This window comes from Actinoallomurus sp. NPDC052308 (assembly GCF_040679195.1).
In the GTDB taxonomy this organism is placed as follows: Bacteria; Actinomycetota; Actinomycetes; order Streptosporangiales; family Streptosporangiaceae; genus Actinoallomurus; species Actinoallomurus liliacearum.
Map to the genome: position 1 here is coordinate 62,009 of NZ_JBFAUM010000014.1, position 21,877 is coordinate 83,885.

The 21,877-nt window shown below is 69.0% G+C and carries 19 protein-coding genes; 5 read left to right on the forward strand and 14 right to left on the reverse strand.

The window, feature by feature from the left end; genetic code table 11:
* Positions 1–249 precede the first annotated feature (249 nt).
* The 8 genes from AB0L00_RS28110 to AB0L00_RS28145 form a co-directional block, all read right to left on the reverse strand.
* The gene (locus AB0L00_RS28110; protein WP_364440091.1) at positions 250–1,422 is read right to left on the reverse strand and encodes a site-specific integrase; all 1,173 of its coding nucleotides are present in this window, start codon (positions 1,420–1,422) and stop codon (positions 250–252) included.
* Positions 1,422–1,655, reverse strand: coding sequence for a helix-turn-helix domain-containing protein (locus AB0L00_RS28115; RefSeq protein WP_364440092.1), 234 nt, complete (start codon positions 1,653–1,655; stop codon positions 1,422–1,424). The genes AB0L00_RS28110 and AB0L00_RS28115 overlap by 1 nt, the downstream gene beginning before the upstream one ends.
* A gap of 118 nt (positions 1,656–1,773) precedes the next feature.
* Complete coding sequence (locus tag AB0L00_RS28120) at positions 1,774–2,817, reverse strand: AAA family ATPase (protein WP_364440093.1); 1,044 nt, start codon at positions 2,815–2,817, stop codon at positions 1,774–1,776.
* Positions 2,814–3,890: a bifunctional DNA primase/polymerase gene (locus AB0L00_RS28125; RefSeq protein ID WP_364440094.1), complete on the reverse strand. Its 1,077-nt coding sequence runs from the start codon at positions 3,888–3,890 to the stop codon at positions 2,814–2,816. The genes AB0L00_RS28120 and AB0L00_RS28125 overlap by 4 nt, the downstream gene beginning before the upstream one ends.
* A gap of 26 nt (positions 3,891–3,916) precedes the next feature.
* Positions 3,917–4,210, reverse strand: a complete 294-nt coding sequence (locus AB0L00_RS28130) for a hypothetical protein (protein WP_364440095.1) — start codon at positions 4,208–4,210, stop codon at positions 3,917–3,919.
* A gap of 164 nt (positions 4,211–4,374) precedes the next feature.
* Positions 4,375–6,552, reverse strand: a complete 2,178-nt coding sequence (locus tag AB0L00_RS28135) for a hypothetical protein (protein WP_364440096.1) — start codon at positions 6,550–6,552, stop codon at positions 4,375–4,377.
* 2 nt (positions 6,553–6,554) lie between these two features.
* Positions 6,555–7,238, reverse strand: a complete 684-nt coding sequence (locus AB0L00_RS28140) for a hypothetical protein (RefSeq protein ID WP_364440097.1) — start codon at positions 7,236–7,238, stop codon at positions 6,555–6,557.
* Positions 7,239–7,345: 107 nt separating this feature from the next.
* A complete protein-coding gene (locus tag AB0L00_RS28145) occupies positions 7,346–7,630 on the reverse strand; it encodes a DUF6284 family protein (protein ID WP_364440098.1) in 285 nt (94 codons plus the stop codon).
* 212 nt (positions 7,631–7,842) lie between these two features.
* Between AB0L00_RS28145 and AB0L00_RS28150 the strand changes: the two genes are divergently transcribed.
* Together AB0L00_RS28150 and AB0L00_RS28155 are read left to right on the forward strand one after the other, a co-directional pair.
* The gene (locus tag AB0L00_RS28150) at positions 7,843–8,610 is read left to right on the forward strand and encodes a GntR family transcriptional regulator (protein ID WP_364440099.1); all 768 of its coding nucleotides are present in this window, start codon (positions 7,843–7,845) and stop codon (positions 8,608–8,610) included.
* A gap of 8 nt (positions 8,611–8,618) precedes the next feature.
* Entirely contained in the window at positions 8,619–9,272 is a 654-nt protein-coding gene (locus AB0L00_RS28155) for a 2'-5' RNA ligase family protein (protein ID WP_364440100.1), read from the forward strand.
* Positions 9,273–9,314: 42 nt separating this feature from the next.
* On the opposite strand, the gene AB0L00_RS28160 is transcribed toward AB0L00_RS28155, so the two are convergent.
* Together AB0L00_RS28160 and AB0L00_RS28165 are read right to left on the reverse strand one after the other, a co-directional pair.
* Complete coding sequence (locus AB0L00_RS28160; RefSeq protein WP_364440101.1) at positions 9,315–9,515, reverse strand: hypothetical protein; 201 nt, start codon at positions 9,513–9,515, stop codon at positions 9,315–9,317.
* Positions 9,512–9,778 carry a hypothetical protein gene (locus AB0L00_RS28165; protein WP_364440102.1) on the reverse strand — a complete coding sequence of 89 codons (267 nt, stop codon included), beginning with the start codon at positions 9,776–9,778 and terminating at the stop codon, positions 9,512–9,514. The genes AB0L00_RS28160 and AB0L00_RS28165 overlap by 4 nt, the downstream gene beginning before the upstream one ends.
* Before the next feature lie 75 nt (positions 9,779–9,853).
* Here AB0L00_RS28165 and AB0L00_RS28170 point away from each other — a divergent pair, with 75 nt between their 5' ends.
* Complete coding sequence (locus AB0L00_RS28170) at positions 9,854–10,129, forward strand: GntR family transcriptional regulator (protein WP_364440103.1); 276 nt, start codon at positions 9,854–9,856, stop codon at positions 10,127–10,129.
* Between the two features lie 1,444 nt (positions 10,130–11,573).
* Here the strand turns inward: AB0L00_RS28170 and AB0L00_RS28175 are convergent.
* From AB0L00_RS28175 to AB0L00_RS28185, 3 genes are all read right to left on the reverse strand, one after another.
* Positions 11,574–13,013 carry an RICIN domain-containing protein gene (locus AB0L00_RS28175; RefSeq protein WP_364440104.1) on the reverse strand — a complete coding sequence of 480 codons (1,440 nt, stop codon included), beginning with the start codon at positions 13,011–13,013 and terminating at the stop codon, positions 11,574–11,576.
* A gap of 698 nt (positions 13,014–13,711) precedes the next feature.
* Positions 13,712–14,659 carry a LysR family transcriptional regulator gene (locus AB0L00_RS28180; RefSeq protein WP_364440208.1) on the reverse strand — a complete coding sequence of 316 codons (948 nt, stop codon included), beginning with the start codon at positions 14,657–14,659 and terminating at the stop codon, positions 13,712–13,714.
* A 117-nt stretch (positions 14,660–14,776) separates the two neighbouring features.
* Positions 14,777–16,261 (reverse strand): MFS transporter, encoded by a 1,485-nt coding sequence (locus AB0L00_RS28185; protein WP_364440105.1) that lies wholly within the window; start codon positions 16,259–16,261, stop codon positions 14,777–14,779.
* Between the two features lie 320 nt (positions 16,262–16,581).
* On the opposite strand from AB0L00_RS28185, the gene AB0L00_RS28190 reads away from it, so the two are divergent.
* A complete protein-coding gene (locus tag AB0L00_RS28190) occupies positions 16,582–16,836 on the forward strand; it encodes a hypothetical protein (protein WP_364440106.1) in 255 nt (84 codons plus the stop codon).
* Here AB0L00_RS28190 and AB0L00_RS28195 read toward each other — a convergent pair.
* A complete protein-coding gene (locus AB0L00_RS28195) occupies positions 16,803–17,036 on the reverse strand; it encodes a hypothetical protein (protein WP_364440107.1) in 234 nt (77 codons plus the stop codon). The two genes, AB0L00_RS28190 and AB0L00_RS28195, sit on opposite strands and share 34 nt — an antisense overlap.
* A gap of 415 nt (positions 17,037–17,451) precedes the next feature.
* On the opposite strand from AB0L00_RS28195, the gene AB0L00_RS28200 reads away from it, so the two are divergent.
* Positions 17,452–21,831 carry a hypothetical protein gene (locus AB0L00_RS28200; RefSeq protein WP_364440108.1) on the forward strand — a complete coding sequence of 1,460 codons (4,380 nt, stop codon included), beginning with the start codon at positions 17,452–17,454 and terminating at the stop codon, positions 21,829–21,831.
* The last annotated feature ends 46 nt before the right edge of the window (positions 21,832–21,877 follow it).

Consider the following 21,877-nt stretch of genomic DNA (forward strand, 5'->3'; position numbering starts at 1 on the left):
ATTTCGGGAGCCAACGCCTTCAGGCACCCTCAGACTCGCCGCGACTCCACCGGACGTAGTCGCAGGTGAGAGGCGCCCCGCTTGGCTCCCTGCCGACCAGGGAGAAGACCGGCTGACCGAATCTGGTTCACACCGAAGAGGTCACTGGTTCGAACCCAGTATCGCCCACCAGATCAGAGGCCCTGTACCGCGACGGTACAGGGCCTCTGTCTACGCTCGGCCGCCTAACAGGCCGCCTATCGCCTCTGGCTAGGCCGACTTCGCTCCGAACGCCTTGCCGATGATCGCGGCTCCCTCCGTGATGACCGGACGTAGCTCGTGGCGGTACACCGCCTCTGTCACCGCCGTGGTCCTGTGGCCGACCAAGCGCGAGATCAGCTCGATCGACGCACCGTTGGCCGACATGAGCGAGACGAAGCTGTGCCGCAGCTCCCGAGGCGTCCACTCGACCGGCAGGCCCGCCATCCGGAGGGCGATGGCCAGCGTCCGCCGCACGGTCTGGGCGGTCAGAGGGCCGCCGTAGCGGTTACAGAACACGAGGTTGTTCTCTGTCCATCGGTTCTTCGCTAGCGCGCGGGCTCGGACCACCTGCTGCCTCTCTCGGTGGGCGATGAGCACCCGCACGACCTCCTCCGGGAGAGCTAGCGTCCGTCTGCTCTTCTTCGTCTTCGTATCTCCGCCTTTGCGCACGGACCGCCATACCTCGACGTGCGGCGGCAGGTCGCCCTCCTTCTCCAGGTGGACTCGATCCCACGTGAGAGCGCGTGCTTCCTCGGTCCGGACTCCGGTCAGGAGTGAGAGCACGAAGTAGGCGTGTAGCCGCGTTTTCTTGCTCGCCTCCATCACCGCTTGCGCCTGTTCCAGCCGCATTGCCTTGCTCGGCCGGCCGATTCTCCCCTCCGGGATGTCGACCAGTTCGGCGACGTTGCGGAGCACCTTGTTGCGCCTCTGGGCGTGCTGGATCGCTCGGCGGAGAACCGCATGCGTGTCCTTGAGGCTGCGCGTGGCGAGCACGTTCTTACGATCCGCCAACCAGTCGTCTACGTGGTCGGCGGTCAGTTCGCGCAGCTTGACCGCGCCCAGCAGCGGGATCACGTGCTTCTCAGCGAGAATGCGGTTCTTCTCGATGGTTCCGGCGTCCCTACCGACCAACCCCCGCACAAGCCAGTCACGGACGGCGTCCCCGACCGTGTACTTGGCCGACGCCTCCACACCGTTCTCCAGCTCGGCGCGGAGCCTCTTGAACTTGTCCTGCACGTCGGCGACGGTCGGCCCGTAGACGGTCTTTCGCCGTCGCTTGCCCGAGGGCGCGTATCCGAGCGAGATGTCCCCTCGGTAGCACTTCTTCTCCTCGTGCCAGAAGATGGTGCCTTCTCCTCGACGCCCGCGCTTCGCCTTGTCGGAAGGCTTGCGGCTCGCCATCAGGCCACCTCCTGAGCTTCCTCGATCAGCAGAGCGACGAATGCGGTGAGGCTCTGGGCTGGAACACGGCGGGCGCGGCCCACCTTCACGGACTGGATCCGACCTCGGCGGATCTCCTCAAAGATCTGCGTCTTGCTGAGACGTAGCAGGGTCATTACCTCCGGAATCGTGTGGAGGAGCGCGGCGGGAACGGCCGGGATCGTCGGCACCGACGAGAGGTGACGGCTGGTCACTTGCTCTGTCCTCCGTGGGCAGCGGTCCAGGGATACATTCGGCGGCCGGTGTATCCCGCGTTCTCCCTGATCAGCGAGCTAGGGATACAGGGGATACACGGGATACACCGGGTACTCATCAGGTGCCGTCCGGCAGGTCGTAGCGGCCTTTCCCGTCGGCGGTCAGTTGCCCGTCGGCGAGCATCCGGCGGCAGGTGGCCTTGACGTTCGGTTCACCGAGGCCGGTGGCTTGGGCGATGGCGCGCGGGCCGCTGCCGGGGTTGGCCCGCAGGCAGCGCAGGATCGCCGCGCGGGTGTCGGTGGTCTGGTGTTCCTCGGCCGGGCCGTCGAGCAGGGTCCAGACGCCGGACGCGGGGTTGAACGAGAGGGCGTATTCGTTCTCGTCCACGTCGCGGCCGGTGACGTGCAGCACGCCGTCGGCTTGGCCTCGGGCGCGTTTGAGGACGAGGGTGGCGTCTGCGGCTCCGGCGATGCCGTTGGTGCCGGATACCTCGGCGAGGAAGTCTTCGGAGCCTGCCTTGCGGACGTGGTGGACGAGTACGAACGGGACGGCGTAGGCGTCGGCGAGGCGCTTGATGGCGCCGACGGCGGCGTAGTCGGCTTCGTAGGCCGATGCGCCCATGGGGGCTGCGCCTCGGATCTTGGCGAACACGTCGATGACGACCATGCGCGCGTCGGGGTTGCGGTCGAGCCATCCGGCGATCGCCTCGTCTCCGCCCTGGCCGATCTGCGGGCACGCGGTGGCGAGTGTGAGCGCCGCGGGCGCGGGTTGGCCGCCGAGGATCTTGCCCATGCGGGACTGCAACCGGCGCGGGGTGTCTTCCAGCGCCAGGTAGAGGACCGGGCCGCCGTCGACGGGGATGGCGTCGAACGCCTGGGCGCCGGCCGCGACGGCCAGGCCGAGGCCGAGGGACGCCCACGACTTGCCGACCTTCGGCGGGCCACACAGCAGGTTGACGCCTTCGCAGATGATGCCGGGCACGGCCCATACGGGCGGCGTGAACTCCATCGCCATAAGTTCATCGGCGGTCCAGTGCGTCCGCAGATGCGCGGGCGGCGCGGCCTGGTCGGCCTCGTCGCGGACGGGCCGCAGGAACGGCGCGTCGGTCGGGTTGGTCGCGGGCATAGGCGTCTCCTGGTTGGCGTGGTGGCGGGTGGTCATGCGGCGAGCGTCCGAGGGCGCTTGGCTCCGGCGCGTAGGCCGGAAGCGATGGTGTTGCGGGCCTCGGCGGGCGTGTACGCGCGGGCGGAGAGGTGCCCTGCGGCTGCCTGTTCCAGCAGGTCTTGAACCTCGGCGGCGGTGAGCGCTCCTCCGGCGACGAGTTGGCCGAGGGCGACGGCGGCGGTGTAGAGAGCGGCGTTGCGGCTGCCCTCGGTCGCGCTGGTGACGCGTTCGACTTCGCGGGCCAGTGCGGCGCGTAGGTAGGCGGAGCGGCGGCCGGTGCCGGTGGTGATGGACACGGGTCCCTGTGGCGGTGGCGCGGGCCGGGAAAGGCGCTGGAACAGCCAGGCGGGCAGCGGCGCGGGCGGCCGGTCGCACTCGACCGCGTACGGCCGACCGGCAACGACCGATCCGGCGGCCAGGACGTAGCCGCCGTGGGCGCGGGTGTCGATCAGCCATCCGAGCTGTCCGGCGGTGTTGCCGAGCCGTACGCCCTCGGGGGTGGTGAAGTACAGGTGTCGGCCGCCCCTGCCCGTGATGACGCTGTAGGTGTCGAACAGCGGCCCGATCGGCTCACCGGCCCGCGCGGCCAGGACGGCCAGCACCTCGGCGCCGGTGCGCACGCCCTCGGCCCGCCATTCGGCCGGCGGCGTCTCCTCGCCCGGCTTGGGGACGTCGAGGTCAACCACGACGAGCCCGGCAGGGCCGCACGCTAGGCCGACGTTGTAGGGCGTGGTGGCCCAGCCGCGCCGGATACGGCCGGTGTCGGTGGTGGCGCGCGGCTCCCATCCCTGGTGACCGTTGCGGCAGCGCGGGTCACGGCCGACGCAGCGCGCGGCGGTGTGGTCCGGGAACGCCGGACGCTTCTCGCCGGGACGCACAGGGAAGACCGGCCAACCGCGCTCGGCGGCCTCCAGCGCGGCCGACAGCAGGGCGGCCGGGGTGGCGACCGGTTCGGGGGCGGGTATGTGCGGCTGGGCGCTCTGCGGGTCTGTGGTGGCCTTGCCGTCGCGGCGGGCGTAGGTGGCTTGGTTCCACTCGTGGATGAACGCGAGGGCTTGGGCGTCGGACATGGCGGGTGTGCTCTCGTCGGCGCGGTTCACTTGCTGGCCCGGTGGTGGATGGAGCGCAGGTGGTTGAGGACGTGGCGGCCGGGGCGGAGTTGGTGGCCGGTGCCGTCGCAGCGGGGGCAGTGGCGGAAGCCTCGGCCGACCAGGGCGCGGCTTTTGCCGGAGCCGGTGCAGCGGCGGCAGTTGACGAACGGCCAGATCCAGCACAGCGCCAGGTAGCCGACGGCCCACAGAACGGCGAGCAGCAGGAGGACGCCGAGGCCCGGCAGGTGGTGACTGTGGGTGGTGGCGGTGCGGGTTGCGGTCGCGGCAAGGTGAAGCACTGGGAAGCCTCCAGAGGGGGTTTTTGGGCGTGCGAGACCAGGGCCGCGACCCGCGACCAGCGGAAATACGGCCTGATCAGGTGTCTTAGGGAAGGTCGCGGGATGAGTCGCGTAGCCGCGACCAGTCGCGGGGCGGGCGCGACCTCACCCGCCCCGCACTCTGGTTACGCTCCGTTTATCTCGCGGCGAGCGATCGCCTTGTCAACCGCAGCGGCCTTCGCGCCCTTGAGGGCCTTGCCGTCCCGCCTGATGTCCACGCTCGGCACGCCGAGGGCGCGGCATTGGGCGGAGATGGCATCGGCGGTGATGTCGGCGTAGTGCTCGGGCATCCGCTCGGCGAGGCGGGCGGCGATGGTCGGCCACTGCATGCCGGTCTCGGCGTCCATGACCGCGCGCACGTCGGTCAGCACGTCGCGGGTGGCGCGCTTCATCTCTTCGCCTGCCGCCATGCCGGTCAGCGTGCCGAGGCGCTGGCGGTGCTCCCGTGCGGCGGTGAGGATGTTCTCGGCGTCGGTGTGGTCGGCGAGGAACGTGCGGACGGTGGGCGTCTCGTCCGTCATGCCGTACAGGTAGCCGACGCCTCGGTACTCGTCTCCGACGGGCAGGGAGGAGGCGTCGAACCCTTCGGCGTAGGCGTCGCCGCCGAGGACGGCTTCGGAGACGGTGCGGTTGCCGCACTTGAGGGCGAAGCGGACGGCGTGGTTGTCGCGGTAGCGGTTGAACAGCCGCCCCACGTCACCGGCGCCGACGCCGGACGGTTTCTGGGAGCTGGACAGGATGATGACGCCGGCGGACGGGCCGACGGCCTGAATCCGGGACAGCTTGGCGGCGATCTCCTTGTTGAGGTTCTGGTCTTCGGTCTCGAAGTAGACCTGGAACTCCTCCATGACCAGCATCACCACCCGCAGATCGGGGTAGCGCGGGTCACGCGCCAACTCCTCGGTCAGCTTGCCCTCGGGGCACACGGTGGCGGGCAGCTTGGCGAGCGCCTGGTTGACGCGCTCGATGTGCTCCAGGATCTCGTCGAGCGCTTCGAGCAGGTGCGCGATGGGGTCGGAGTCGTTCGGGCTGGGGTGCGTGCCGAACACCGTGCGGTGCGCCACGAGCCGGAACTTGGCCCAGTCGGGGGAGTTCTTCCCGTCGACCACGATGAGCTTCACGTAGGGGGCCAGCGCGGCGTACAGGGCCAGCAACCTTGCGGCGAACGTCTTGCCCTTGCGCGGCTGTGCGCCGATCAGGACCGAGATCCACATGAGTGCGATCTCGACCGATCGGCCGCGCTCGTCTTTGCCGAACCGCGCGGGCCGCCAGACGTTGCGCGGCTTGCAGTCCAGCATGTCCGTACGACCCACCGGCACGGCGAGCGGGTCACGGTCGGCTACGAACAGCGTGTGCCGACGGGTCGAGGACTTGTCCGGGGTGAGGAACACCTGATTGACGTGCACGTCCAGACCGGACGCGATCGCTTCCTTAGCCTTCAAGACGTCGGACCAACCCTTGCCGTACGGGAGGTCGATCACGACCTGAGAGCCGATGTTGCGGGCGTCGCGGGACATGGACGAGCCGAAGTGGATCTCATGGTCGGTCTTGTCGGCGCGGCCGAGACCGGCGGCGTAGTAGGCGCGCAGCACGATGTCGCTGTTGAGCTTGCGGAACCGAGGGGCGACCACGGCGGTGCCGATGATGGTGCGGCCCATCGGACGGCCGTGATGCGCCAGCGCCAGCACGCCGGCCGGGAGCGCCAGCAGGCACCAGCCCGGCGCGGTCGACCAGGCCACCGGCGCGCCGATGCCGACGGCCAGGACCTCACCGGCCAGGACGATCCCGCGCCAGGTGCGCGTGTTCTTGATCTCCCGGTGCAGCCGCGCCCACTCACGCGTGTCCTTGCTGTCGGCCGCGTGCTGCAACAGCGCGAACTGATTGCGGACCCACCACCAGCCGATCTGCTGACCGATCAGCCGGAACAGGCCACGGGCGGCGAACACGCCCACCTTGAACCCGTAGACCGGCAGCCGGACGGCGTGGAACCGGCCGTGGTAGAACCACACGCCGCAGGTGCGTCGGATCGTCGCGGGCAGGTTCTCCGGCAGCAGGTGGACAGGGATGATCGGCTGCCGCTCCCCCTCCGGGGCGGGCGGAGTGTCGACCGGGACGGGCACGCCCTCCAGCACGGGCGCCTCGTCCAGCTCGATCTCGTACGCGACATCGGACGTGGCGGGCCGGTCCGGGGTCGACACGTGCGAGGGCGACTCGGCCGGGGCGGGCGACGGGTTCTCGGCGGGGGCGCGCAGGGCGCGGCGGGCGTTCAGGTCGATCGGTTCGGGGATCGTGTGCTCGGTCATCGTCACGCCTCCGGGTGCGTGTCGTGGATGAGGTGAGCCAGGGCCGCGCCCATGCCGAGCACCGCGACCGGCAGACACGCCACGACGGTCGTGATCTGCCACGGCGCATGCGTGACATGAGCTGCGGAGAGCAGGTGGTAAGCGACCTGTCCGAGGGCGCCCAGGGTGAGTGATCCGATCGCGGACCACTTGGCGAACCGGCGCGCCCGGACCGGCAGGCCACCGGCCAGCCACGCGCGCAGGGCGTAGGCGGCGTAGGTCTCCACACCGACCGGGAGCGTGATCGCCGAGTTGATCGAGAAGTGGTCCGCGATGCCGGGCAGCGGGTGGACCACGCCGAACCCGGTGAGTTCACCGAGACCGACCCAGCCGGACCACACCGCGACGAACGCCGGGACGGCCAGCAGGATCAGCGGCCAGCGGGCCAGCGTCCGAGACGGCGTCTCGACCGGCGCGGCGGCCGGTGCCGTGTCCGGGTCTACGGCCGTGGTGTCCTGCGATGACACCTCGGCCGGCGCGGCGTCCGCAGCGGCGGGCGACTCCTCGGCAGGCTCGGTGGTCTGCTCGTCGGGGGCGGGGTCCGGGACGGCCCGCAAGACCGGCTCGACCGGCTCCGGCGCGGACTCGGCGGTCAGCTCCGCGAGGACCGCGCGGGCCTTGGCCGCACCGATCCGGAACTCACTCATGAGCCGGTTCCGTGACGGGACCGCCCCGAGCTCGCCCGCAAGCTTGCGGGCCTTGGGTACCAAATCGGCGACAGTGACGGGGTAAGCACTCCGGGCCGGGGAAGTCATCACGCCACCGCCTCGCCGGGCGTGATCGAGACACCCTCGGCGGCCAGCTCGCGACTGACCTCCAGTACGCGCCGTTCGGCCCGCCGTACCCGACGACGGTCAAGCTTGCTCGCGTGGCCCTCGGCGGACAGTGCCGTGATCTCCGCATCGAGCAGGTCAAGCTCGGCCGCGATCAGCGACCACTCGCATTCGATCTCCGCCAGCTCAGCGGCGGACGGTTCTGCGTCGTGCTCGTCCGTGATCCCCGGACCGAATCCGAGCGCACGAGTACGCTGGTCGTGCATCGAGACTCCTCAGCTCTGGATGCTCGGCCTCGGCGGCTGCCACCGCCGGGGCCTTCCTTGTGCACGGACACGAGTGGCCTGCCAACCACCCTTGTCCTCAAGTCCTCATTAGGACCTGATGACCGAAGGCAACCACAGCAGCGAAGAGCCCGTCAAGTCCTCATGAGGATAGGTACTCTTGAGTCCTGATAGGCGAGACGAGAAGGTGCAGGATGGCGGAGCCGAAGTATCACCGCGTAGCGAACGCTCTACGACGCGAGATCCAAGACGGGACCCTCGCACCAGGCGACCGGGTTCAGGCCGAGACCGATCTCGCGGAGCGCTTCCATGTCAGTCTTCCGACGATCCGTCAGGCGATGGGCGTGTTGCGCGCCGAGGGCCTTGTGGAGTCTCGCCAGGGCATCGGCACGTTCGTCAAGGAGCAACGGCGGCGGCAGCGCCGATCGAGAGATCGCTACGGCCGCGCCCGCAAAGATCAGAAGCTGCTTACCACCGATCTACGCCACGAGATCACCTTCGCAGGGTGTTCTCCGGCACCGGACCACATAGCCGAGCTGATGATGATTCCCCGAGGATCCGAAGTCGTAATTCGGCAAAGGGTCCTGTTCGACAAAAAGACCGGTCGGCCGGAGGAGATCGGCGCGAGCTATCTTCCCGCTACGTTCGCAAGGGACACCTTCCTCGGGGAACCAACGGTAGTACCCAAAGCCCTATTCCTCTGCGTTGAGGATCTCTCGGGTAAGCAATACGCGCATGCTAGAGATCAGTGGATCGTGCGTCCCGCATCGCTCCAGGAAAGCGAGACGTTGGAAATCCCGGCGAACAGCCCGGTACTCAACGTGGTTCACGTCGCTAGCGCCGGAGACGGACAGGTCCTAGAAGTCTCAGAATCGACCTGGCCCGCCGACCGGATCATGTTCGTCGATGAATACGACGTAGAGCAGGACGCCAAACAGCCGGAAGCACGATCCGATGTATGAGGTGACCCGTGTCCTTTGCTGACCTTCCTCCCGGCACGCACGCGGACCGAGTCCATGACCACTGGTGGTGGCGGCCCGGCTGGCGCGCCGGCCGCCAGTTCTTCGCGTGGCATCTCACGTTCGATGGCGCGAGCGAGCTGCATCGCCTGGTCGCCGAATACCAGCGGGCACTAGCTGAGATCGGCGGGGTACGCTTCATCCCGCCGCAATGGCTCCATCTCACGATGCAAGGCATCGGATTCGTAGACGAGGTTTCCTCCGAAGACCTCGATCAGATCCTGGATTCAGCGCGCCACCGCCTCGCCGAGGTCGAGCCGTTGAAATTGACGTTCCAAAAAGTCTTTGTCGCGGACGAAGCGATCGTGCTTCCACCCGCAGAAGAGGCGAGCGTCATTGAGATTCGGAGGGCCATCCGCCAGGCAATCGGATCGGTGCGGGGGTCCGCCAATATCCCGGAAGCGGCGGATAAGTTTCGTCCGCACGTGAGCCTCGGCTACTTCGAGAAAGATCGGACGGCGGCATCATATGTGGCGGCGGTCGAGTCGGTTAACCTCGAGCCTGTGCAGGTGACAGTACAAGAAGCATCATTGATCGCGCTCAATCGCGATCATCGCATGTACGAGTGGAGCACGCGCGCCGTAGCGCCGCTATCTCGCTCTTAGCCTAGCCGCCGAGCCACCAAGTATCTCCCGGTCTCGCCGGGGCTATCGATCGTCCAGGTCGGCGAGGAACCCTCGCGCCTCGTCGACGTACTTGCTGATCAGCCGCCGCAACTCGGCAAACTCCTGTTCCCGGCGCGGATCGCCAACGATCGGCAGCTCCAGCACCTCGCGCAGCTCGACCAGGGCGCGTTCGTACTCTGGCCCGCGTTCATGCTGACGCGGACCAGGGGTGTCCGGGCTCACCACTGGTCGGCCCACTTCGCGTGGATCTCGCAGGGCCGCCGCCCCGCCTGTGCGGCCTCGGCCTGGGCGCCGAGAAGGACGTCCAGGCGGGCCAGAGAGGCGTTCACCACGGTCTGATCGACCCCGGCGTCCGCCTCCATCCGAGACGCGACGTATTCCCCGCTACGCTCCTCGCCGACGTCTCCGGCTCGCCGGGCGCGCCAGATGCGCCAGCCTCCGGACCACTTCTCCCGCATGTTGATCAGCTCTGCGTCATCGACCATGTGACGATGGTAGCCAACTCGTATCGCTACGTATAGATACGTAGGACGTCATGCCTGCTCAGATAGCTTCGAGTCGTGGAGATCGAACCGGGAGAGCAACTCGACCCGACCGGGCCGACAGCGCCTTACATGCAGATCGCGGCTGTGCTGCGCCGCCGCATCGAGCGCGGCGACTTCCCGGCGAACACCCGCATCCCGACGGAGTCCGACCTGGTGGCCGTGTTCGAAGTGGCGCGTACGACCGCACGGCGCGCCATCGCGCTGCTGCGAGAGGAAGGCCTGGTCTACACCGTGCCGCAGCGCGGAACCTTCGTCGCCGAGCGCAAGCCTGGTGACGGCACCGACAAGTAGCGCTCTCAGTCCATACAGGGACGATCGACCGAAGCGTCTCCGGCGTCTCTCGCGTATCGGGTGTATCCTCGGCTCTCTGACGTGCTCAAACGCGGGATACATCGGGATAGACAGAGAATGCCTCCGGCGAGACGCCCAGGCTCTGGGGATGGCGTTGGTACCGCTCACCGGCCACCAGCGAGCGGTAGAGCTGACACCACATACGGGGTCGAGTTACCCGTGACCAGCAAAATCCGCCGTTGACCTCAGGAACGCCTCCGGCACTGTCCTTCATGAAGGGCGATCAGTCCTTTTGGCGTAGGACTCAAAGGAGATGGCAATGGACCAGCAAGCAGATGCCGCGCGTGCCCAACGTGGGCGGGAAGCAGATGCCGCGCGTGCCCAGCGTGGGCGGGAAGCAGATGCCGCGCGTGCCCAGCGTGGGCGGGAAGCAGATGCCGCGCGTGCCCAGCGGCGGCAGACGCTCTGAACTACCGAGGTCATGAGCAAGTGACCTCGATGCACCGGGCGGCCCCCTTCACGGGGGGCCGCTTTTCGTGCGCGCCAGTACTTGCGACACGGTCAACTGTTCCGAGAAGGTTGGGCGCCGCACGAGGCAGCATGACAACGCTCGGACGGTCAGTTCGGGCTCGGGCAAAGACGTACATCGGGTCACGGTCGGGCCTGCAGCTAAGCTGCAGCAGCCGATCGCGCCTTGACCCGACAAGAGGTGTCCCTGGTGTCCGCCTGTCGCGAGGTAGATGAGGACTGCCGCTCGCCAGATGTATCCCATGTATCTTATGTATCCGTAGTGCCGTGACCAGCGCAGACTTGGGATACACCCGGGATACAGTCACCCCCTATGTTCCAGCAATGGGACGCCAAGTGCGCTGGAACATAGGGGGCGACTGGGCCGTCTGTGGGCCGTCGAAGGGTGGCCGGGGGTGACCGGCAATGACCAATGACAACCGCTCGTGTGCAGGTCAGCGGCCGGTAGGCGCGCAGCGTCGCAGGTGGCGATCTCGGTTGATCAGTTCCTGCGCAACAAGCGCCAGGAGTACGGGCAGCCTAAAAGGCCGCCTAAGCCTGCGGTCCACTACGAACGTCCGCGATCTTCGGTGGGATGCTCAGCGCCGGTCACAGGAGGCGCACGCAGGTCGCGGGAGGCTCGGGATTCCTTCACACCGAAGAGGTCACTGGTTCGAACCCAGTATCGCCCACCCAGTGTGACAGCAGGTCAGAGAGGGTTCCGGAGATCACTCCGGGGCCCTTCTTCGATTCCCGAAGGCTTCATCGCCGTGCGCAGGGAGCTTCATCGCCGTGCGCAGGGACTCGAGGCCCGCGACGGCAGCTGCTTCTGCGGCCCAGGCGCCCCAGGGACTGTGCACAGCATCCGTGGCCGAATGGTGGAAGACGATCCGGTGCCGGTCGCCGGGGGCACGTACCGCGGCGACCGGCACCCGTGTCAGGACAAGCGCCAGGTCTGGCTTGCGGCACCGGTGCCTGTGAGCTGCTGGATGGCCGCGCCCTGGGAGGTCGACGAGTCGGCCACGCCGATCGTCAGGCCGTTGCCGATGTTCACCAGTGCGTAGTTGCTGCCGTTGTAGCTGCCGACCAGGTCGGCGGCCCACTGCTGGTTCGCGCCACCGTTACACGTCCACTGCTGCAGTTGCTGGCCGCTGGCGGTGGACTGGTTCGGCACGTCTAGGCAGAGGCCGCTGTTCACGCTGACGAGCGTGTAGACATTGTCGGCGAGCCGGGTCAGCCGCCACTGCTGGTTGGCTCCGCCGTTGGCCGGCCACTGGATGACGCTGCCGCCGTTCGCGGTGGAGGCACTGGAGACGTCCATCAGCATTCCGCTGTTCCCGTTGGCGAGGGTGTGCGTCGCGCTGGTGGGGAGCCCGGAGCCCGCCGACCAGGTGCCCGCGCTCGCGTCCAGGCTCCATGTCGGGTACTGGCCCAGGTTGACCGTCGTGTCGCGGATGGTGAGGGGGAGCCAGATCAACGGCGAGTCGGCCATGTCGCCGGTGTTCCACCGGTCGCCTGCGTAGATGTAAGTCGTCGCGGCGCTGCCCTGGACGGTGATGATGTTCGCGGTCTGGCTGTTGTACGTGTTCGTGCCCGGTGCCGCGAAATTTCGCCAGGAGGACCACGGTCCGCCGAGAGACGTCGCGGTGGCGTACACGTTGTCGTTCGTGCCCCAGCCGGTCAGGTGGGAGGCGAGCAGGTAGTAGGTCCCAGCGATCTTCACAATCGCGGGCGCCTCGAGGTCCGGCAGCACGGTCACCGTGGAGACCACCGACAGGTAGTCCTGTGACAGCCGGTAGACGCGCAGTCCGTGCCCGCCGTTCTCGCTCATCAGGTAGGCACTGCCGTCGGTGTCCTGGAACAGGCCGATGTCCCGGCTCTGGTTGCCGAGCGGCTGGAAGCTACCCCGGTAGGTGTACGGGCCGCAGGGCGTCGGGCTGGTCGCCACGCCGACCTTCATCTCCGAGTAGCTCATGTTGTCGATGTGTAGGTACATCACGTACATCTGGGTGGACGCGTTGTAGATGACCTTGGGCCGTTCGACGATGCGGTTTGGTCCGAGGTCGCCGCTGCCCTGCCGGGCCAGAGCGACGCCCTGATGGGTCCAGGTCGCCAGGTCGGTGGACGAGTAACAGGGGATGTCCTGGAACGAGGTGTTACTGCTCGTCTCGCCGGTCTTGTCCTCTCCGAAGCCGTACCAGGTGGAGCCCACCTTGACGATGCCCAGCCCGTGCAACTGCAGGGCACGACCGCTGGTGTCGGTGCGGGTGGTGCCGAGGGTGAAACTGACGGTCGCCGCTTGGGCGCGCCCGAGCGGGACGAGGAAGGCAGCGACAGCGGCGATGAGGACGACGAGTGGGGCGAGCGCTCTGCTCACGCGCCCAGCCGGGGGCTGATGGGATGTGCTGGACATGCGATCCCTTCTCCGTCGGGGCCGCGTACCGGCGGCGACTCGACGCGGCCCGGGCACCGGGCCTGTGCTGATCGGCGGACATCGGCGAGGCGGAGCCGGGACCGCGTCAGAGAGGCGCGCTGGCGGCGGTCGGCCGCCAACTCCCGCGGCCCGGCGCGGCAGCCGGTCGAATCGGTTCGCTCGATGAGGCCGAGAGTATGGTCATCCGGATCTCCGGGCAATGCTCTACTCGGACCCGGTCTCGGCGTCCAGGGGCATCACGGCGATCGCGCAGGTGGGCGCACGTGGGGGAAGGACGACAGACCTGCGAGAATGAAATTTTCATGGAACCGGCGCCCAGCGGGCAGTCCGATGCCCCCTCTGCCCTCCCATGAGGGGGGCGGGACCGTGCAGGCACGTCAGTCCAGACGCGACACCTGGCGTCAGCCCCTCGCGTCTCCTTCGTAAGGCCCACCGCAGCGAACCGATTCGACGCGGTAAACCCCAGGGAGTCAGCACCCCCCGGTCGAAGCCGAGCGCCCATGGGACTGCGCTGCGCGGTGGCGTCTCCACGTCGCGGCCGTACGGTGCGCCGTAGCGGACCACCAGGGGCTTCGCCGACGGGCAGGCCCCGCACTTCGCATCCCGAAGCCGTGTTCGAGAAGTGAGTGGTACGGCAGGTCTCATGAGGTCGCGTCGGCTCCTCGGGCCATGGCGTCTTCGAGTGGCAGTAGCCAGGCGTACTGTTCGGCGACCATGCGGGCGCACTCGACGAAGGCTCTGACCTGAGGCGTGTTCTCGGCGGCAGGTGCGGTCATCATGGCCCAGGTGAACACCGGCACAGGCTCGACGAGCGGGCGGAACACCAGATCGGCAGGTGGTTCGTTCCAGCGCGTCGTCGGTGTGACGCAGAGCCTCTCGCGCAGCACGTCCGCCGCGCCATGTGAGCCGTAAGTGACGCCCGGCCACCTGCGCACTCGGACGCCCGCCTGCCGGCAGAACTGCGCGACGAACTCGACCCACTCGACGGCCACCTCTTCGGTGGGCAGCAACAACTCGAAGTCGGCCAGCCGCGCCACCGGAACGACCTCCAGATCCGCGAGCGGATGGTCGGCGGCCATGCCCAGCACGATCGTCTCCCGCCGGATCACCTCGGCCGGGATCTCGATCGGACAGTGGGTGGCCAGCCCGAGCAGCACGTCGAGGCGACCCTCCTGCAGGGCGACCAGGCCCTGAGTGACGCCCTCCTCGATCTGCAGCACCGGAATCCGCGGGTGCAGCCGCCGGAAGTGGCGCAGCAGAACCGCCCCGGTCTGAAGGCCGCTGGAGGAGATGTCGACCCGCAGCGAGGGCTGATACCCGCCGTTGCCGGCCTGCTGGGCGGCCTTGAGCGCGTCCTCGGCGGCGGCGATCGACTGCCGCGCGGGGCCGAGCATCGCCTGACCCGCGGAGGTCAGCCGCACACTGCGGGTCGTGCGCTCGAACAGCTTGACGCCGAGCTGGTGTTCGAGCTGCTGGATGATGCGGCTCAGCGCCTGCTGCGAGACATAAAGCCGCAGGGCGGCCCTGGAGAAACTCAGGTCCTCCGCCACTGCGACGAAATACCGGAGATGTTTGAGTTCCGGTCCCATGTCAACTGGCGACTTTACCCATGAGGAGTCATCGGTGCCACCAACTTCCCCGACGGCCACGGCCACGACCGCAGTCGCGTCGGCCCGGAAGTCGGCGGCATGGTCCCTTCCAAGGGCCTACGCCGTTGCCTCCTGCTCCTGTTCTTCGGCGACCGGCTCGGGGGCGTCCATTCGGCCGAGGAGGGTGCCGATCGCACCGAGCAGTGTGATGACGGTGCCGACGATCGCGCCGACGTGCAGGGCGCGGATGTAGTCGTTCGGGTCGGTTCTGCCGTCGAGCGAGGCGCTGACACCGGTAGCCACCAGGGCGAGGCCGAGCCCACCGCCGACCTGGAGTGCGGTCTGTTGGATGCCCGCCGCCAGACCCTGCTGTGCGACGCCGACCCCGGTCACACCGCCGATGGCGTAGGTCGGGTAGGCGTTGCCCACGCCGAGACCCAGGCAGATGATCGATGAGGGCAGCAGCACGGTGGCATAGCCGGTGTCGACGCCGACGAGGCTCAGCATGGAGAATCCGACCGCGACCAGGAACAGACCGCCGAGGCTGCCGGTGATGCGCATGCCATGGCGGCGGATGAGGGCCGGCGCCATGTAGCGGGATACGAGGGCGGACACCACCGCCGCCGGCAGCAGCGCCAGACCGGTCTTCAGCGGCGAGTAGTGCAGAACCTCCTGTGTGTAGAGGGTGACCACGTAGGAGTAGCCGAACGGGGCGGCGAGCACGGCCAGCGACGAGATGTCGGCGTTGCGGAGGGTCGGCATCCGGAAGATCCCCAGAGGCAGGAGAGGGTCAGGGTGCTTGGCCTCGTTGACGACGAACGCGATCAGCAGGACCACGGCGACGACCGCCGAGGCGATGACCAGCGGCACCGGGACGGTGTGGTCGGCGATCTGCGTGACGGCGAACGCGATGAGCAGGAGACCGGCGGTGCCGAGCACACCGCCGAGCAGGTCGTAGCCGCGTGAGCGGTCATGGGTCTCGACACTGCGGGGGATGACGCGGACCGCGATGATCAGTGTGGCCGCCACGATCGGGACCTTCACGAAGAAGATCCAGCGCCAGTTGAGCAGGTCGGTGAGGACACCGCCGAGGATCAGGCCGGCGGAGAAGCCGGAGGCGGCGGCCGCGGAGAAGACGCCGAAGGCGCGGTTGCGCTCGTGGCCCTCGGCGAAGGTACCGGCGATGATCGCGACGCTGGAGGGCACGGTGAAAGCGGCGCCGATGCCCTGGATGGCGCGGGCGAGGATGACCACAGCCGCGTTCGGCGAGAGCCCGGCGACCAGCGACATGACGCCGAAGACGGCCAGGCCGAAGAGGAAGACGCGGCGGGCGCCCAACAGGTCGGCGGCGCGGCCGCCGAAGAGGAGGAAACCGGCGTAGGTGAGGACGTAGGCGTTGACGGTCCACTGCACGCCGGACGTGGACAAGCCGAGGCTCGCGCGGATGTCGGGGAGCGCGACCTGAGTGATGGACAGGTCCAGAGCGTCGAGCAGGATCGCCGTGGAAACGACGAGCAGGACCAACGAGGAGTGCCGGCCGGCTCCTTCCTCGGGAGGGACGCCGCTGACACCGCCGCCGGCCGAGGTCGTGCCCTGGCTCATGACAGCTCCTTGTTCACGATATTCCTTGGTTCCAATCGTCATCACTTTTGAGAAATCGTGCAGGCAAAAGTGAATGGTGGAGGGCGATGCCCGTGTGGCGAAAATGAATTGGGAGCTTCCACGCTAGTGGCATGCCCGACCGTGTGCACCGCCCACGTGACACGGTTCCGGAGTGAATGAACAGAAGATCGTTGTTAGTCGCGGACACGGCGACCGGAGCATGACCGGCCGGCGGGTGCGGGGTGTCACGTTCGGCGGGTGTCGATCGTCATAGTCATGAGGACAGATGGTCGAGTTCGCGGAAGAGGGTGGCGGGCGCGGTGGCGGATGAGGACAAGAAGCGGGCGGCACACCGAGCCCTGGTGGGTCGCGTGCTGAACGGGAAGGGCCGGGCGTCCGCGGAGCGGCGAGCGCGTGCCTTCGACAATGAGGGGCTTTCTCCGCCGCTGGACGCGCTGATCGATAAGGTCGCCGATTTCGACGAGCGCGCCACAGGTGCAGCGGCGTCCGGCGAATCCGTCGAGGAGTCGGCGCATGTGCATCACTTCCGTCCCTTGATCAGTTCGGCGATCTGAGTGTTCTCGGTGGCCTGGTCGTGGGTGTTCTTGCGGACGTAGACCCCCAGCGCGGCGCGAGCGAAGCCGGCCAACGGGGTGGGTGGCTGGCCTTCCAGCGCGGTCCAGGGCGCTTCGCGGCGCGCACCGACGAGGACGAGCAGGAGCAGGACGAGGGCCAGCGCGGTGACGGCCAGGGCGAGGAACGTTACGGCGATCATTCGGCCACCTCCCAGAGCAAGCCCGCGATCCCGTCGCTCCGCAGCACTTAGACAGAAACGCGAAAAGCCGGGCACACCGATCTCTCGGAGTACCCGGCTTCGCCGGAAGGTTCGCGTAACCGGGGTTTTGGGTTGCCGGAGGGCGGTCGCGGCGTTCTTGGCGATCAGTTCCTCAGCGACGGCCGCGGAAAGAGCGCTGCGCAGGACCCCGAGGACGTCCTGAACGCTGCGCTCCGAGAGCGTCTGCCGGCAGCACTCGCCCTTGGCACAACAACGCCGCTTGTTCTCCGGTCGGCTGCGCGAGGACACCATCGTGCTCTTGTGCGGCCAGGGGCGGGTGGCCGCTTCCGGCCGAGAAGCCGGCCCGTGGGTGGTTCCTTCCGCCGTTGCCGGCCCTGGCGGTCATATTGATGCGGTGGATGACACGGGGACGGCGGGCGAGCAGAACCGGCGGATGCGGGCAGGGGCGCGTGTTCGGGTTGCGGAGGCCACCCGCCGGGCTGGGCAGGGTTTCCGGCGGATCTCGCCCGCGGGCCTGACGGCTCTGCTGTGCGCGGGTGCCTTCGGGCCGGTGGTCGTCGCGTTGCCGGGAAACGGCGCGCAGATCGCGGCGAGCGTGGGGGTGCTCGGCTCGGTCGGCGCGAACGTCCTCACGAACCTGATCGAAGAGGCGGTCGACCGCCTGCGCGCCGACGGAGGGTCGCCGGCGCAGGCGGAGATCGAGAAGGTCCTGGCCCAGCGGATCGAGGAGGTACTGCAGAGCGGGGGAACGCCGGCCGCGTCTCTGCGCAGCGAGGTCGCCGCGGTTCTGCGGGAGATCGGGGCGGTCCGGGCCGTGCTGGAGGAGGTCGTCGAGACGGGTGACGTCGAGCTGCAGTACGAGGTGGCTCTGGCGTTCACGACGCTGAGTGAGAAGTTCGACGATTTCGGGTTCTTGCTCACCGACGTCCGAGACGCGGTCGCCTCGATCCTTGGCGGGCTGGTGGAGTCGGAGGCCGAGCGGCGGGCCGACAGTGAGCGGCTGCGCTGGCAGTCGACGCAGTTGCGGCTGCTCCGCGAGGACATAGCCCGCCTCGACCGGCATGCCGGGACAGAGTCGGGCGGCGGCGGGCACATGGCCGAGGTGCCGCGCTGGACCGGGTGTCCGTACCAGGGCCTGTGGCCGTTCGAGACGGAACACTCTGAGGTCTTCTACGGCCGTGAGCAGCTGGCCACCGAGCTGGTCGGCAAGATCGCCGAGTGTCTGAGCGGCCGGGGCATCGTGGTCGTGACCGGTGCGTCCGGGGCGGGCAAGTCGTCTCTGCTGCGCGCGGGCCTGATGCCGATGCTGGCGCGTGGCGCGCTGGGCCTCGGATCGCAGGAGTGGCCCCGCGTCCTCCTCACCTTGACGCGTGCTCCGCTGGAGGAGCTGGCGATCCAGCTGGCCGTATTAGGCGGAACGGACGTGGGGGCCGTCCGGCGTGATCTGACAGCGGATCCCGGCCAGGCACACCTGCTCGTCCGGCGGGCGTTGGTGGCGCACCGGCGAGCCTCGCCCGACGCCGGTACCGGCGCTGGGCGTGAGCGGCTGGTTCTGGTCGTTGACCAGTTCGAGAAGATCTTCACGTCCGGGGACGACGAGACCGGCCGTGGCGAGGCCGAGCGGCAGGCGTTCATCACCGCGCTGGGCGCGGCGGCGGGCACTGCGTGCGGGCCGGCGGACACTCCACCGGCGCTGGTCGTGCTCAGCGTGCGCGGGGACTTCTGGGAGCGCTGCGCCGTCTACCCGCAGCTGATCGATGCCCTGCGGGACGGGCAGTTCGTGGTCGGGCCGATGAGCGAGCCCGAGTTGAGACGAGCGATCACCGGGCCCGCCGCGGCGGCCCGTTTGGAGATCGAGGCGGGCCTGGTCGATGACATCCTCGCCGAGTTGCGTGCCGCCGGGACGACCGGCGGCTATGAGGCCGGCGCGCTGCCGTTGCTGTCGCAGGCCATGTTGCTCACGTGGGAGAACCGCACCGGCGAGCGGCTCACCAGGCGCGGTTACGGTCTGTCGGGTGGTGTGGCGTACGCCGTGCGAACCAGTGCCGACGGCGTCTATGAGGGCCTTGAGGCACCGCGGCGGGCTATCGCGGCGGAGGTGTTCCGGCGGCTGGTCCTCATCTCCGCGGATGGTCGGCTCGCCCGCCGTACGGTGCGGCGCGAAGACCTGTACGCCGGGCGGGCTGCGGGAGAGATCACCGACGTCGACGCCGTGCTGGGCGCGTTCACGGACAGACGTCTGGTCATCCTCGACGAGGCGGCCGCCGAGATCGCCCATGATGTCCTGCTGACCGCCTGGCCGCGGCTGAGTGAGTGGGTCGAGGAGGATCGCCGGTCCCTGCTCGTACGCCAGCGTCTGGCCGACGCCGCGCGGTACTGGTCGGAGTCAGGGCAGGACGATAGCGTCCTGTACCGGGGAGCGCGGCTCGCGGAGGCGCGGGAGTGGGCCGCGGACCGTACCGACCTCACCACGCCTGAGGACCGGTTCCTGCGCGCGAGCGCGGCCGCGGCCGAGGCCACGCTGATGGCCGAGCGCAGGCGCGTTCGGCGGCTGCGCCGGCTGGTGGCGGGTCAAGCCGCCCTCCTGGTCGTCGCCCTGGCCGCCGGCACGGTCGCCTTCCAGCAGCGCGGTACCGCCCGGGAGCGTCAGGCCGAGGCGGTCTCCCGCGCGCGGGCCGCCGAGTCGGTCCTGGCGGGGCGCGCGGACCCACGGCGCGCCATGATGCTGGCGGCCCTGGCCTGGCGCACGTCCCCGACCGCCGAGGCCCGGGGCGCGGTGCTGTCGGCGCAGATGCTGGCCCACGCCGGCCAACTCGGCGACACCGAGGGATCGAACAGCGTGGCGATCAGTCCCGTCGGCGACCTGGTCGCCACCGGCGGCGCCGACGGCACGATACGGCTCTGGGACGCTCACACGCACCGGCAACGCGCGCGGTTGCGTGGCCTGCCGACCGCGGCAACGGTGATGAGGTTCTCTCCCGACGGCACCATGCTGGCGGCCGGTGCCCTGGACGGCCACGTCGCGGTGTGGACGACCTCGGACGGCCGGGCACTGGCGACCCCGCGCTGGCCGACGTTGCACCCGGTGGCCTGGCGGCCGGACGGGCAGGCGCTGGCCTTGGCGTGCGCGGCCCCGGGCGGCGTCGTCGTGCTCCGTCAGTGGGACCCACGCTCGGGCCGGCTCCTCACGCAGTTCCCCGCACCGGGGACGGGCACTCCCGGCACCCGCGCCGGCCTGCTGTCAGGCCTCGCGTCCAGCCTCGCCTACAGCCCGGATGGCGATGAGATCGCCATCGGCCACAGCGACGGCACGGCGGCGCTGTACCGGCTCAAAGACGGCCGAAAGATCGCCACCCTGAGTGGACACGCTCACGAGTCGGAGGTGAGCGTGGCGTTCTCTCCCGATGGGACGCTGGCGACCGGCGGCGTACGAGACGGCCGGGTCCTCTTCTGGGACGCCTCAGGCCGGAGGCGGGGAGCGGCGGGCCGGCAGGTGTCCGACCCGGTCGGGGCGCTGGCCTTCGCCGGAACCGATCGGCTCATCGTCGTCGGGGGAGATCGCACAGTACGGACCTGGCATCTTCGGCAGCATTCTTGGGACACCGATTCGTTCGCCCGGCCCGCGGGCGGAACCCTCCTCGACGTGGGGGTGTCGGCCGACGGGAGGCTGATCGCGGCGGCGGGCCCCGCGGGTTCCACGATCCTGTGGCGACGCGCGAACACCTGGCTGAGCGGTGTCGATGACGACGCCGCCATGACGGGTGTCGCCTTCGACCGCTCTGGTGAGCGACTGGCGGCGGTGGACGGCCGGGGTGCCGTATCCACCTGGGACGTCACAGGCCTCCCCCCGAAACCGCTCCTGTCGGTACGATCCGGTGAGGCCCTGGGAAAGACGGGTGTCTCCTACGACCCGGACGGCACCCTCGCAGCCACGTCCGTCAAGGGGACGGTCCGCCTGTTCGACACCGCCGGGCGCGAACGCGCCGACCTCTCCGTCGGCCGTGGTCTGTCCGCCGACGCCGTGACCTTCTCTCCTGACGGCACGCTGCTCGCCGCCACGGCCGTACCCACCGGCACTCTGATCGGTGGCGGCAACGCCGTCTATGTATGGGACGCCCGTACGTTGCGCCGCCGCGGGGTCATCGACCTGGGCATCTACCGCTCGGACCGGCTCGTCTTCACCCCGGACGGCTCCCGGCTGCTGGCCGCGGCCACCGCCACCGCCACCGCGCCTGCGGCGCGGAATCTCGGCCTCGCCGACAGCCTGGTGCGAATCTGGCGAACTACGGACCCGTCGGCCGAACGGTCGCTGCGAACCGGTCCGGATCAGGTGGTCGGGATTTCGGTGAGCCACGACGGCCGTACGCTCGCCACCGCCGGATCCGGCCGCGTCATCAAGCTGTGGGACCTGGACACCGGCCGGCTCCGCCGAACCTTCGCCGCCCACCCTTCCAGCATCAGGGACGTCGCGTTCTCCCCCGACGACCGCACTCTGGCGACCGGGACCCAAGGAGACACCGTCATCCGGCTGTGGAGCGTCTCGACCGGCCGCCGCGTCGCCGACCTCACCGGTCACCTGGGCGTACTGAACAGACTCGCCTTCAGTCCTCACGGCGACCTGCTGGCCAGCGCCGGTGTCGACGGCAGCGTCGGAGTGTGGAACACCGACCCCTCGATCGCCACTCGCCGGATCTGCGCCGTCCTCACCGGCCCGACCCTCCCCGGAGAATGGCGGGCGCTCGGCGTCGACCCGGGCACCGCCCCATGCCGATGAGACGACCGTGCGATGGACACGGGTCAGCTGCGATGCTCCCGCGTTT

Excerpts from the sequence above, each read along its gene's own strand:
- AB0L00_RS28110 (WP_364440091.1), bottom strand. The coding sequence starts at position 1,422 with ATGGCGAGCCGCAAGCCTTCCGACAAGGCGAAGCGCGGGCGTCGAGGA.
- AB0L00_RS28120 (WP_364440093.1), bottom strand. The coding sequence starts at position 2,817 with ATGACCACCCGCCACCACGCCAACCAGGAGACGCCTATGCCCGCGACC.
- AB0L00_RS28125 (WP_364440094.1), bottom strand. The coding sequence starts at position 3,890 with ATGTCCGACGCCCAAGCCCTCGCGTTCATCCACGAGTGGAACCAAGCC.
- AB0L00_RS28135 (WP_364440096.1), bottom strand. The coding sequence starts at position 6,552 with ATGACCGAGCACACGATCCCCGAACCGATCGACCTGAACGCCCGCCGC.
- AB0L00_RS28140 (WP_364440097.1), bottom strand. The coding sequence starts at position 7,238 with ATGAGTGAGTTCCGGATCGGTGCGGCCAAGGCCCGCGCGGTCCTCGCG.
- AB0L00_RS28145 (WP_364440098.1), bottom strand. The coding sequence starts at position 7,630 with ATGCACGACCAGCGTACTCGTGCGCTCGGATTCGGTCCGGGGATCACG.
- AB0L00_RS28150 (WP_364440099.1), top strand. The coding sequence starts at position 7,843 with ATGGCGGAGCCGAAGTATCACCGCGTAGCGAACGCTCTACGACGCGAG.
- AB0L00_RS28165 (WP_364440102.1), bottom strand. The coding sequence starts at position 9,778 with ATGGTCGATGACGCAGAGCTGATCAACATGCGGGAGAAGTGGTCCGGA.
- AB0L00_RS28180 (WP_364440208.1), bottom strand. The coding sequence starts at position 14,659 with ATGGGACCGGAACTCAAACATCTCCGGTATTTCGTCGCAGTGGCGGAG.
- AB0L00_RS28185 (WP_364440105.1), bottom strand. The coding sequence starts at position 16,261 with ATGAGCCAGGGCACGACCTCGGCCGGCGGCGGTGTCAGCGGCGTCCCT.
- AB0L00_RS28195 (WP_364440107.1), bottom strand. The coding sequence starts at position 17,036 with ATGATCGCCGTAACGTTCCTCGCCCTGGCCGTCACCGCGCTGGCCCTC.